At 70.0% G+C, this 12,662-nt stretch carries 8 protein-coding genes; all 8 read left to right on the top strand.

Translation table 11 applies throughout. The annotated features are described in order from the left end of the window. Positions 1 to 21: 21 nt before the first annotated feature. From OG963_RS12345 to OG963_RS12310, 8 genes are read left to right on the top strand one after another with little or no spacing between them, the layout of a single operon-like run. Entirely contained in the window at positions 22 to 768 is a 747-nt protein-coding gene (locus OG963_RS12345; RefSeq protein WP_093775605.1) for a hypothetical protein, read from the top strand. Next, entirely contained in the window at positions 761 to 1,489 is a 729-nt protein-coding gene (locus OG963_RS12340; protein ID WP_093775607.1) for a hypothetical protein, read from the top strand. The genes OG963_RS12345 and OG963_RS12340 overlap by 8 nt, the downstream gene beginning before the upstream one ends. A 4-nt stretch (positions 1,490 to 1,493) precedes the next feature. Next, positions 1,494 to 2,324, top strand: coding sequence for a DUF4255 domain-containing protein (locus OG963_RS12335; RefSeq protein ID WP_371798893.1), 831 nt, complete (start codon positions 1,494 to 1,496; stop codon positions 2,322 to 2,324). 33 nt (positions 2,325 to 2,357) lie between these two features. Then, positions 2,358 to 4,511 (top strand): AAA family ATPase, encoded by a 2,154-nt coding sequence (locus OG963_RS12330; RefSeq protein WP_371800286.1) that lies wholly within the window; start codon positions 2,358 to 2,360, stop codon positions 4,509 to 4,511. Then, positions 4,502 to 4,822 (top strand): hypothetical protein, encoded by a 321-nt coding sequence (locus tag OG963_RS12325; protein WP_256223605.1) that lies wholly within the window; start codon positions 4,502 to 4,504, stop codon positions 4,820 to 4,822. Before OG963_RS12330 ends, OG963_RS12325 begins: the two co-directional genes overlap by 10 nt. Continuing rightward, the gene (locus OG963_RS12320) at positions 4,819 to 11,250 is read left to right on the top strand and encodes a DUF4157 domain-containing protein (RefSeq protein ID WP_371798892.1); all 6,432 of its coding nucleotides are present in this window, start codon (positions 4,819 to 4,821) and stop codon (positions 11,248 to 11,250) included. The genes OG963_RS12325 and OG963_RS12320 overlap by 4 nt, the downstream gene beginning before the upstream one ends. 45 nt (positions 11,251 to 11,295) lie before the next feature. Beyond that, a complete protein-coding gene (locus OG963_RS12315) occupies positions 11,296 to 11,997 on the top strand; it encodes a hypothetical protein (protein WP_371798891.1) in 702 nt (233 codons plus the stop codon). Then, complete coding sequence (locus tag OG963_RS12310) at positions 11,994 to 12,659, top strand: hypothetical protein (protein ID WP_371798890.1); 666 nt, start codon at positions 11,994 to 11,996, stop codon at positions 12,657 to 12,659. The genes OG963_RS12315 and OG963_RS12310 overlap by 4 nt, the downstream gene beginning before the upstream one ends. Positions 12,660 to 12,662 lie beyond the last annotated feature (3 nt).

Below are 12,662 nucleotides of genomic sequence, written 5' to 3'. Positions count from 1 at the left end.
TGTGCACCGGAGGAATGAGGGATGACGCCGACGGGACCGGCCGAGCTGCTCGCCACCTGGGAGGCCGGGCTTGCGCAGCACGACTCGGGAAGGTCCCTGCTGCTGCACCGGGCGGCCCGCCCGGGGGCCGGAACCGACGTGTTGCTGTCGATGCCGGTCGGCGAGCGGGAGGCGGATCTGTTCGCGCTGCGCCGGGCGCTGTTCGGCGAACGCATGCAGGTGCGGGTCGAGTGCGCGGAGTGCGGCGAGGCCATGGAGTTCGACCTCGACGCGACGCTGTTCGGCACCCGGACGCGGACACCGGGCGGCCCGCTGCGAGTGGAGGAGGACGGGTGGACGATCGAGTTCCGGCTGCCCACCGTCGCCGACCTCGCGGCGGCCGGCGCCGTGCCCGATCCGGACGAGGCACGTCGGCTGCTGATGGCGCGCTGCACCGTGTCGGCCGTACGGGACGGCGAGGCGGTGCCGCCGGAGCGGCTGGGCGCCCTGCTGCCCGAGCGGGTACAGCGACAGCTCGCGGAGACGGCGGCTTCGGTGGACCCGACGTCCGACGTGACGCTGAACGTCGCCTGCCCCGAGTGCGGTGAGGCCACCCCGGCCGAGCTGGACATCACCTCCTACCTGTGGACCGAACTGGACACCTGGGCGCGGGACTTGATGCTCGACGTCCACCTGCTCGCGACCGCCTACGGGTGGAGCGAGCCGGAGATCCTGGCGCTCAGCCCGCTGCGGCGTCGCTACTACCTGGAGCTGTGCGCAGATGCCTGACTACTTCGACCGGCTGCTCGCCCGGTACACACCGGTGCCCGCGGCGGGTGCCGGCGCGGCACGGGTCCGGCCGCGGCTGCCCGGCCCGTTCGAACGGGTCGAGGCGCTTCGGAGCGGGCCGCCGGAGCCGGACGAGCCGGCGGCGCTGATCCCGTCGGCGTCCCGGCCCGCCTTGGGACCGGCCGAGTCGGTACGGCACGAGCGCGAGGTACGGACGGATCGGGAGACCGTCGTACGGACCGAGGCGGCGGGCGTTCCGGGTGACCCCGAGCGGCGGGCGGCGCCGGCCGGGCCGGTCACCGGTCCGCTGCTGCGACCGGCCTCGGCGGCCGCGCCCTCGGCGACCCGCCCGGTCGCCTCGGATGCTCCGCGGGCGGCACGGCGGGGTGCCACCGCACCGGTGGCCGATGCGCCGCGGACGCCGGCCGCTGCCGCGCCGCGCGCGGCGGACAGGGCTGCCCCGGCCGCCTCCGCAGCTGCCCGGCCGCGCGGCGCCGATACAGCCGCGGCACGGGGTGCGGCACCGAGCGGAATCGGGCGGCGCCCGCCGCGGCCCGCCGAACGCGTCGTACACGTACAGATCGGCCGCCTGGAGGTGAGCGCGGCCCCACCGCCCGGCGCGAGCCGCCCCGCCGGCGGCGGACACCCCGACCGCACCGGACGGCGCGCGCCCGCGCTGACGCTGGACGACTACCTGTCACGCGGCGAGAGGAGGGACTGAGGTCATGAGCAACGCACTCGCCATCGCGACGGTCACTCAGGCACTGGCCCTGCTGATCGAGAACAACCTGAGCCCCGAGATGGACATCGCGGTCAAGGTCGAGACCCGTAAGCCACCGGCCGAGCCGCCGGTCGAGCCGACCATCAACGTCTTCCTCTACCAGGTCACTCCGAACCCCTCGATGCGCCACACCGACCTGCCGACGCGCGCATCGGACGGCACGCTGCTCAAGCGGCCCGTCGCCGCGCTGGATCTGCACTTTCTGATCAGTGCGTACGGGGAGGAGGCGGAGCTGGTCGGGCAGCGGCTGATCGGCTGTGTGGTGCGGACGCTGCACGAAATCCCGGTGATGCCGGCGGAGTTGATCGAACTCGCGGCGGAGCGGCCGTATCTCGCGGGCAGTGATCTGGTGGACTCGCCGCAGCGGCTGCGGTTCACGCCGACAGTGATGGACATCGACGAGACGTCGAAGCTGTGGGGGATGCTCCACCAGACCCCGTACGCCTTGTCGGTGGCGTACCAGGCGTCGCTGGTCCTGATCGAGGGCCGCGAGCGGCCGGTCCCGGCGAAGCAGGTGGACCGTCGGACGGTGACGGTGCTGCCGTTCGCAGCCCCCGGGGCACCGGTGCCGCCGGGGCGGCAGGAGTCCGCGGAACCCGAACCCGAGCCCGCGCCCGCGCCCGCGCCGGATGTGGCGCCGAAGGCGGTCGCCCCCGCGCGAAAGCGCGCCGCGGTGAAGACCGCGAAGGCTGCCGCGAAGCCCGTCACGAAACGGGCCGCGCCGGCTCGTGCCCGCAAGGGCACCGAAGCGGGCGCGGACGACAAGGAGAGCTGAGACACGGTGCGTGACACGGGGGTGGGTGAGGGTATGGGGACGTACGAGGCAACCGGTGCGTCGGCGAACGCCGGTGCGGACGGTCGGGCGCTGTTCGCGGCCGTACGGTCCGTGCTCACCCGCGTGGACGCCCACGCGGCCCGGGCGCAGCGCCGTCCCGGCTCCGGACAGGACGCCGCGGACCAGCCGCACGCGGGGGCCGCACCCACGGACGGTGCCGTTCCGGGCACCGGTGCGGACCACCCCTCCGCCAAGGGTGCGGCCGAGCCCGTCCGGCGAGACGTCGACGCGGGCGCCGCAGCGCACCCTCGGCAGAGTGAACTCACTGCCGGAGGCAGCACCCCCACCCCCTCGGCCGGAGGCGAACCGGCCGCCCCCGGTGTATGCGCGCCCGCCACGCTCGACGCGCTCGTCGCCTGTTTCGGGCTCAGCCCCTTCGAGCGCGACGTCGTCGTGCTCGCCGCCGCCGCCGAGCTCGACCCCACCACCGGTGGGCGGTGCGCCGCCGCCGGCGGGGACCCAGAGCGAACCCACCCCACGTTCTCGCTCGCCCTCGCGGCCTTCGACGGTGCGCACTGGAGCGCCCTCACCCCCGTCGCCCCCCTGCGCCGCTGGCGGCTCGTCGAGCTCGACGACGAGACCCGGCTGACCAGCTCACGGCTGCGCCTCGACGAGCGCATCCTGCACTTCCTCGTCGGCTCGGCCTATCTGGACACCCGGCTGCACGGACTGCTGCGCCGTGCGCCCGTTCCGGAGTCGTTGCCCGCCTCGTACGACCTGGCGGCGAGCCAGGTCGCCGCGGGCTGGGCGAGTGCCGGGCAGCACGCGCCGCTCCGGGTCGAGCTGGTCGGCGGCGATCTGCGGACCCGTACCGACATCGCGGCGGCGGCGGCAAGCCGTTCGGGGCTCGGTCTGTACACCATGGCCGCCGACGACATGCCCACCGATCCCGCCGAGCGGGACCGGCTGGCGCGGCTGTGGCAGCGCGAGGCCATCATGCTGCCCGCCGCGCTGCTCGTCGAGGTCGGCGAGCTCGACCGCGACCAGGCGGCGGCCACGGACGCGTTCATCGAGAGCGCGGCCGTTCCGCTCGTCGTCTCCAGCCTCGATCCCCGGCAGACCGCCCGGCCGCGCGGCGAGCGAGTGACCGTTCCGCCGCTGGACACGGAGGAGCAACTCGGCGTGTGGGCAGCCGCGTTCGCGGACGTGCCGGAGGTGGGCGAGGAGGATCTGCGGGATCTCGTCGCGCAGTTCTCGCTGCCGCCGCATCTGATCCGGTCCGCCGGAGCGACGGTCGTACGGGATCTGCCCGGCGAGGACGAGCTGGACGCGACCGGTCTGGCCTGGCGTGCCGGGCTCACCGAGGCCCGGATGGGCATGGACGAGCTGGGCCGGCGGATCGAGCCGCAGGCGGCGTGGAGCGATCTGGTGCTGGCCGAGCGGCAGCTGCGGATTCTGCGCGAGATCGTCGCGCATGTGCGTCAGCGCTCGACCGTGTACCAGGAGTGGGGCTTCGCCGAGACGCTGCGCCGCGGACTCGGCGTCACCGCGCTCTTCGCCGGCGGCTCCGGCACCGGAAAGACCCTGGCCGCCGAGGTGATGGCCAAGGAGCTCGGCCTGGATCTGTTCATCATCGATCTCTCGCAGGTGGTCAGCAAGTACATCGGCGAGACCGAGAAGAATCTGCGCAAGGTCTTCGACGCGGCCGAACGAGGCGGCGCGCTGCTGCTGTTCGACGAGGCCGACGCCCTGTTCGGCAAGCGCAGTGAGGTCAAGGACAGCCACGACCGGTACGCCAATCTCGAGGTCAGCTATCTGCTCATGCGGATGGAGGCGTACCGCGGACTCGCGATCCTCACGACGAACATGAAGCAGGCGCTGGACACGGCGTTCATGCGGCGTATCCGTTTCGTCGTCGACTTCCCCTTCCCCGGCGAGAGCGAGCGCGCCGAGATCTGGCGGCGGGTGCTGCCGGTGCGGGCCCCGATGAAGGGCATCGACCCCGAGCAGCTGGCCCGGCTGACCGTGGCGGGCGGCTCGATCCGCAACATCGCGCTGTCGGGCGCCTTCCTCGCGGCGGAGGAGGGCGACCGCCTCCAGATGCGGCACATGCTGGAGGCCGCGCGTACCGAATACCTCAAGCTGGACCGCTCCTTGACGCCCTCGGAGGTCCACGGATGGGTCTGAACGAGGCACGGCGTGAGGCCACGCGCGAGGCACCGCGCCTCACGGAGCGCACGATCCGCGTGGACATCGGCGAACTGGTGCTCGACGGTTTCGAGCGGCTCGACCCCGACCGGGTCTCGGCCGCTTTCGAAGCGGAGCTGTCCCGGCTCGTACGGGAGCGTGGTGTGCCGCTGGCAGCCGACGGGGGACGGGCTCTGGACGCCCTGTCCGGACTGCCCCCGCTGCCCCCGACCACCTCGCCGGGGCGGCTCGGCGAGGCGCTGGCGCGTGCGGTGCACGCGGGACTCTCGGGGCGGGGTGAGTCTCGATGAGTACGTCACATGCCCAGGACGCGCAGGCGGCCCAGGCCGAACGGCGACGCAAGCGCAAGGAGCGCGCCACGTCCCGGACACCGGAGCCGAAGAACATCGTCAGCGGAGCCGGACAGCCGCTCGATCTCAGCGTACGGCGGGAGCTGGAGGAGCAGCTCGGCCACGACTTCAGCCGGGTGCGCCTGCACACCGACCGGGACGCGGGCACACTGACGGAACTGCTGGGCGCGGACGCGGTCGCGGTCGGCCAGGACATCTTCTTCCGCGAGGGCGCCTATCGCCCGGGCACGGCGGACGGGCAGCGGCTGCTCGCCCATGAGCTGCTGCACACGGTGCAGAACCCGGACGGTCTGGGCGCGTTGCGCGTGGGCCGCGATCTGGGTGCGGTGAGCCTTCCGCAGCAGGCGCTGGAGCGCGAGGCCGAGTCGGCGGCGCGGGCCCTCGTACGGGACGAGGAGCAGGTCCCTGAGGTGGAGGCGGAGCAGTCCACGCCCGGCTGGCTGCGGTACGCCACGGTCGACGCCGACCGGTCCCGTACGGAACAGCTGGACCCCGCCACGCTGGTGGACCGTCTCGCGAACGGCGTGCTGCGCTCGCTTCGCGGCGACCCGGCGGACCTGTCAGGCCGTGTACGCCTCCAACTGGCGCGGATGTCAACACAGTTGCAGGACTCGGTGCTGGACCGGCTGGAAGTGCGACTGCTCTCCGACGAGTACGACCGGCTCCTCGAACTCGCCGAGGAGTCCGAGACCGGGCCCGTCGACCTCCAGCCCGCCGAGGTGCCCGAGCCGGAGACCGACCTCTTCGAGCTGCTGGGTGTCGAGCGCGCCCGGTGGCAACGGCAGGAAGAGGGCGGGCGCAGCTCGAAGGACAAGCGGGCCGAGGACTCCCGCGAGGAGCGGAAGGACGCCGAGGCGCGGGACGAGAAGCGCGGCGGCGACAGGAGCAGGGCGCGCTCCGACGCGGCGGCCGAGGACCAGGAGACCGCCCGGCGCAAGGAGCAGGAGGACGAACGGGCACAGTCCCGGCAGCAGGCCGCGCAGGAGCAGCGGCAGGAGGAGGAGAAGCAGGGCCAGGACCGTCAGCGGGCCGACGACGCCGCGGACGAGCGCGCGCAGGGCCAGGCGGACGGCGCCGAGCAGACCAAGGAGGAGCGCAAGGAGCAGCGCGACCGGGAGGAGCGGGACCCGGAGCAGGCGAACGCCCCCGGCGCCGACAAGCGCAAGCGCAAGGACGACGCGAAGAAGCCGGCGGACGGCTCGAAGCAGGAGAACCTCGATCCGAAGGCGAAGGACCGGCCCGGCCCCGTACGCCCGGAGAAGGTGGACGAGCGGGCGGAGCAGCGGGACAGCGCGCTGTCCGAGCACGGGCTGCATGAGAAGGACGAGGATGAGGACGATCCGCGCGAGGAGGAGAAGCCGCTCGGGCTGGAGGCGGGCGCGGACCGTGACATCGGCGGCGAGCAGGACGATGACCGGGCCTCAGGCGACGGCGCGGCCGACCCGGAACTGAAGCCCGACGACTATCTGCCGGACACCGATCTGGACGTGTCGTCGGTCCCGACCGCGGACAACCCGTCCGCTGCAGTGCCCACCTTCCCCACGCCCCCTCCCACCAGGGCCGAACAGGTCCAGGAACAGCGGGAGAACGACGCGGAGGAGGAAGAGGACGAGGACGCCCCGGAGACCGAGGCCAAGCCACCGGGCGCCGAGATGGGCCCCGTCGAGGGCGAGGCTCCTCAGCCCGAGGGAGGACCGGCAGCCGAGGCCGGGGACCGTACCGAGAAGGACCTCCAGCCGGAGAAGCCGGTGGACCAGGAGGTCGGCCCTGATCCCGGGACCGACGGCAGACGGGAGCCGGAGCCCGAGGCGGAGAAGCAGGACCCGGAGCAACAACAGGACACGGAGGAGGCGGACTCGGGCTCCTCCGACGGCGAGGAGCAACCGGACGCCGCGAGCGCCGAGGATCAGCAGGAGGAGCGCAAGGAGCAACAGGAGCGGGACCGCAGGCCTCGACCCGGGTCTGCCGGATCCTCGGCGGCCGCGTCGGGCACAGGTGCTGCCACCGGTACGGCGGCGTCCGCGACCCCTCCCGCCGGTGCGCACACGGTACGGACCTCGCCGGAGGACGCCAGGCCTTCCCCTGCCGCACGGCGGGTCGCCGACTCCACGAAGAGCGACCATGAGGCATCCGCGCCCAAGAGCGTGGTGCCGAAGGAGAGCGGTCCGGGAGCGGCGACACCGAGGGGTGTGGTCGGCGGCAGCAGTGCGACAGGGCCGAGCGCCGCGACGGGCCCAGGCGGGGCGCCGTCGGTGGCGCAGGCCGCGGTGAGTCCCGCGGCCGAACAGGTCGAGAATCCTGGGAAGTCGAGCCCTCCCGCGCCGGAGGCTTCGCTGGAGAAGGACGGCGGCGGTTGCGCCCCGCCGGAGCCCGCGGCGGAGAAGGAAGAGGGCGGCGGCAGCTGCGGCGGCGGTGGGGCGTCTCCCGAGGAGAAGCAGGAGGAGCCGCCGGACGTCTCGGGCCAGGACCCGAAGGCCGCCATCGGTACGGTCAGCAAGCTGGCGCCGGACCAGGCGGCTGCCGCCATGCCCGGTGTGGACGCCGCGGCGGACAAGAAGGTCGGCGAGGAGCAGCGGCGGCTGGACGCCAACCCGCCGAAGCGTGAGCGTCCTTCCGGCGCACCGCGCACCCGGTCGGCACAGCCCGAGGCGGCCCCGCCCGCCGCCCGGGTGACGGGCAAGGTCGAGAAGCTCGGCCCCGAGGACCGGGTCGAGAAACAGAAGGCCAAGGGCAGCGACAAGGCGGAGGGCGCGAAGCCCACCGACAACACTCCGCCACCACCGGCCCCGGTGGCCGAAAAGTTGACCGCGGAAGAGGCCAAGAACGTCGACGCCGCGGCGGACGCGGTCCCGACCGTCGACCCGGAACTGCGGAACAAGACGGTGGGCCCCGCCCCAAAGATCAGGTTGGAGGGCGAGAGCGACCCCAAGCGCACGGATGACCAGGCCAAGGCGCTCAAGAAGAAGCAGTCCGACATCCGGAGCACGGGCCGTGAGGACGCGGCCAAGCCGATGGGCGAGGACCAGATCTTCCCGAACGCGCCCCAGGAGCAGCTGGTCGGCAAGGCCACGGGCGCCGGAAACAGGGGCGCCGGGGGCGAGTTGAAGGCCGGATCCAGGCCTGAGCCCGGTGTCGGAGCGGTCGCCAAGCAGGAGCGTGGCAGCGAGATCCAGGGGGCCGCGGGCCAGGCTCAGGGCGACCTGGTCGCCAAGGAGAAGGACCAGCAGCAGGGCGAGCAGCAGGCCAAACAGGAGAAACAGACCGAGATCGACCGTGAGGTCACTCGGAACGCGGAGAAGCAGACGGCCGAGCGCGGGCGCGCGGCCGAAGATGCTCGGCGCGAGCGCGAGAGCTGGCGCAACGAGCAGGACCAGAAGATCGAGGACGCGGACGAGAAGTCCGAGAAGGAACACACCGACAAGAACAAGGAAATCGTCAAGGCCCGCGACGACAAGGACAAGGAGGTCAGCGACAGGAAGGACAAGGACAACGCGCAGATCGACACCGAGCGCGAGAAGGCGGAGAAGGAGGCCGAGAAGAAAAAGGAGGAGGAGAAGCCCTCGGGAGGCTTCTTCGGCTGGGTCGCGGACAAGGTCAAGAGTGCGTTCAATGCGATGCTCGACGCGGTCACCAAGGTCTTCGACGCCGCCCGCAAGGCTGTCAACGGCATCATCGACACGTTCAAGGACTGGGCCAACAAGGCCATCGACTTCGTACGGGACCTCGCCATCAAGGCGATCGACGTCCTGGCGGATGCGCTGATCGCCATCGGTGACGTGCTGTTGGCGGCCTTCCCCGAGCTGCGGGACAAGTTCCGCAAGGCGATCGAGGGGCTGCGGGACAAGGCGATCGCGGCGGTCAACGCGCTGGCGGACGGTCTGAAGAAGGCCGTGAACGCCCTGCTCGACGCCCTGGCGGCGGGCCTGAACGCGCTGCTCGACGTGCTGGAAGCGGGTATCAAGGCCGTCATCAAGATGTACCAGGCCGTGATTCTGGGCGCGATCAAGTTCGCCCAGGCGGCGATCGAGGCGCTGGGCAAGTTCGCGGCACTGGTCGCGGACATCGCCCCGGACCCGGGCGGCTGGTTGAGCAAGGCGGGCAGCTCGGCGAAGTCCGGTGTCCAGGACCATCTCTGGGGCGCGATCAAGACCGGCGTGAAGCGGTGGTTCGACACGAAGGTCGAGGGCATCCTCGGTCTCGGCAAGGCCGTGATCGACGTGCTGGTGAAGGGCTGCGTGTCGATCAAGCAGATCGGCAAGATGGCATGGGACGCGATCATCGCGTCGCTGCCGATGATGATCGCCTCGATCGTGATCGAGAAGGTCGTCTCGATGCTGGTGCCGGCCGCGGGGGCGATCCTCACGATCGTGCAGGGCCTGATGGCGGCCTGGCAGAGCCTGAGCTCGATCCTGAACGCCTTCAGCAAGTTCTGGGCCTACCTGAAGGCGGTCAAGGCGGGCCCGGCGGCCTGCCTGTTCGCGGAGGCGGTGGCTGCCGGGATCGTCGCCCTGCTGGACTTCATCGCCAACTTCCTGATGATCCGCCTCTCTTCGGCGACGAAGGGCGTCGGAAAACGCCTCAAGGCGATGTCCGAGAAGATCATGAAGGGCCTGAAGAAGACGGGCAAGGGCGCCAAGGAAGCGGCGGGCAACGCGGTGAACAAGGCGCGGGGCGCGGTGCGCAACGCGCTGGAGTCCTTGAGGAAGCCGGCGGGACCGTCGAGGCCGAAGGGCCCGCGGGTGCCGAAGAACCGGTCGACGTCGACGGACCGGGGGCCGGGGCGTGGCGCCCCGAAGGACACGGCGCATGACCGGCCGACGAGCAAGACGCCGGACAAGGAGCGCAATCGGAGCCGGGACGAGTACCAGGACAAGCTGCACAAGGACAAGGAGTCGACGAGAACACAGCAGGAGGGCGGCCACGACTCCGCTCCCGCCAAGGACCGCACACCTGACCGGAAGCCGGACCTGACCAAGGACAAGACACCCGCCCCGTCCAGGAAGAAGAAGGAAACCGAGGCTCCGAAGCGGGCGAAGCCGCGCAAGCCGAAGTCCCCGATGGGCAAGGCGCTCCAGAAAATAAAGGGCAAGGTCAAGTCGGCGCTGAAGAAGGTGCGCAACGCGGGCAGGACGCTTGGCAAGAAGCTGCGCAAGAGCAAGATCGGCCAGGCTCTCGAGAACAGCGGCAAGAAGATGCGCGACTTCTTCAAGAAGAAGCGCGATCGCATGCGCGACGACAAGAAGCGGCGTGTGAACCACAGGAAGCGAAGCCGCGACGAGCGCAGGAAGAAGGAGAATTCTCCCGAGGCGAAGCAGGCACGCCTGGCGAAGGCGGTTGCCAGGATCCGTCCCATCGAGGAGAGAAAACTGAGGCCGGGTATGCACCGCATGACGCACCTCGGACTCCTTGCGGGGCTGCGCAGCTGGTTCCGGCTCAGCGAGCTCTCAAGGCTGCATCCACCGCATTTCCAGGTGATGGCCAAACTGAACCCGACACTGCCCGTCATTCCGGGAGAGTTCGACCAGGGAGACGGTGTCGACTACCTCGACACCGAGCAGCCGGACAAGAGGCTCCCACCGGTCAAGGCTCCGAACTTCAGGGACAACAAGCTGATCTCCAGCTTTACAGCGGAGTACCTGAACAAGGAGTTCGGGCGGAAAGGGCAGGAGGCGAGGCAACGTACTCCCGACGCCATTGGATTCAGGTACATCAACGACCACATCGACAACACGGGCAACGACAACGAGCGATGGAGCCGTACGCATCTGCTGCCACGCGAGTTGGGCGGAACCATCGAGAACGAGAATCTTGTGCCCGCCAGGCAGTACAAGAACATGGCGCTTCGGCCGGTCGAGGCCCCAGCTGCTGCGGAGATCGGCAGCGGCAAGGACATCGCCTGGTACTCGATGAACATCCGGTACTGGAGCGAGAAGGGCGGAGACAGCCGTTATCCCGGCGACACGCGTCCGCCGGGATTCCCGAGTTCGATAGACGCGAGTTGGGGCCGGTACAAGCGCAAGCCCGGGAAGCGGGGCGACAGTCGCAGCGACTGGAACAAGGTCGACACCCCGGTGAACTCTGTTTCGATCGGCCCGCTGGAGGAGCCACCTGTCCCCGACGAGGTGTCGGAGATCGACATCAACAGCGAGACCGACCTCTACCGCATGCGGCTCGTCCTGCAGGTGGACGAACCCTACGTGAACGCCATCGTGGCGCTGCGCGAGGAGGCGGACTTCACCGACATCAACGGCGTGATCAGCAGGCTGAAGGCATCACGCAGAGGGAAGCCGGGCCGACCGTTCGCCAATCTCGAAAGACTCCGCAAACGGCTGGAGCAGTTGAAACGAGAAGGTCGACTGGAGTTCTAGCATTGCGGCGGAATCGACGGTTCGACACCGGGAAAGAGAACATACGTGAAGCCTTTGACGCCGAACGAGGAACTACATCAGGAGTCCCTCGACGAGCTACGCCGAAGCGAAGCATTCGATGTGTTGTTCGAAGAGCAACAGAAGCTGTGGTTCGCCCTGGGCGAGTTTCTTCCACTGTCCGAGACGAAGGCGGAGTGGGCGGACCTGACACTGAGCCCGGAGCTGCTGAGATGCTCTCTGCGCTTCAAGCGCATCTCAGGCCAATGGCGACTGGCCGGGTCCCCTAGCGAGCTCGCAGGAGAATTCAGCCTCCCGCATTTCTACAAAGCCTTGATCGGTGCGGCACCACGTCCTACGTCCGACGCTTCGGAGAGTGATCGCCAACTGTTCTCGGAGCTGCGCATCATCGATTCCACACCGCGCGACGCAACCGGTCAGGCCGCCTTTGTGCGCATTCAGTCGGGCAAGGATCACTTGGAGATCTGGTATCAGGACAGAGACCTGTACGATCCCGTCACCAACTCCCAGGCGTGCGTGAGGACCTGTCTCAGCTACTGCGACTATCTGGATGCGCTGCGGCTGACCAAAGGAACCTTCGGCTGGCAACTGCTGTTCGCCGATGTGACTCTCCAAGACGCGCTTCAGCACCGCGCAGAAAAGCTCTCCGAAATGATCGATACTTTTCCCGCCGCGTTTCCCGCCCATGACTACACCGCGCTCACCGAGCGTTTGGAGGCCCGGCTGTGAGCCGCTACGCAGACATACCCAAGCCCATCCGCTCCGGCATCGTCGTCGTCGACCCCGAACGCGGAACCCCCCAGCGCATCATCGTCCTGCAGTTCAACCCCGACACCCTCGAACGCTCCCTCGCCCCCCAATCCGCCGGCGGAAGCGGGGACGCCGGCGGGGGCGGAAGTGGAGGGGACCGTAACGAGGCACTCAGGCTCAAGGGCCCCGCCGAGGAGAGTTGGAAGTTCACCGCTGAGATCGATGCCACCGATCAGTTCGAGGTCGCCGCGCCCGACGGGGTCCATCCACAGCTCGCGACGCTGGAGATGCTGGTGCATCCCACCAGCGCCCAGTTACGCGAGGCCTCCCGGAAGACCCGGAAGGGCACCATCGAGATCAGCCCGATCGAGATGCCGCTGACCCTCTTCACCTGGGGGAGCAGGCGTGTCATGCCCGTCCGGCTCACCGAACTGTCCATCAGCGAGTCGGCGTTCGACGTCAATCTCAATCCCATACGGGCAAGCCTCGGCATCGGCATGAAGGTGCTCAGCGTGAGCGACCTGCCGGCCGGGCACCGCGGGGCCGACCTGTATCTCGCACATCTGGCGCAGAAGGAACGGCTGGCCGCCGCCGCGCGAGGCGGTCGGCCGGCCGAGCTCGGGCTGGGACGGGGGCTGTAAGAC

Source organism: Streptomyces sp. NBC_01707 (assembly GCF_041438805.1).
Classification (GTDB): Bacteria; Actinomycetota; Actinomycetes; order Streptomycetales; family Streptomycetaceae; genus Streptomyces.
Note: the sequence above shows the minus strand (reverse complement) of the source record. Positions and strands in the feature narration are given on the sequence as shown.

Bases quoted from the DNA above. Each gene is read 5' to 3' on its own strand.
- OG963_RS12345 (WP_093775605.1), top strand. From the start codon at position 22: ATGACGCCGACGGGACCGGCCGAGCTGCTCGCCACCTGGGAGGCCGGG.
- OG963_RS12340 (WP_093775607.1), top strand. From the start codon at position 761: ATGCCTGACTACTTCGACCGGCTGCTCGCCCGGTACACACCGGTGCCC.
- OG963_RS12335 (WP_371798893.1), top strand. From the start codon at position 1,494: ATGAGCAACGCACTCGCCATCGCGACGGTCACTCAGGCACTGGCCCTG.
- OG963_RS12330 (WP_371800286.1), top strand. From the start codon at position 2,358: ATGGGGACGTACGAGGCAACCGGTGCGTCGGCGAACGCCGGTGCGGAC.
- OG963_RS12325 (WP_256223605.1), top strand. From the start codon at position 4,502: ATGGGTCTGAACGAGGCACGGCGTGAGGCCACGCGCGAGGCACCGCGC.
- OG963_RS12320 (WP_371798892.1), top strand. From the start codon at position 4,819: ATGAGTACGTCACATGCCCAGGACGCGCAGGCGGCCCAGGCCGAACGG.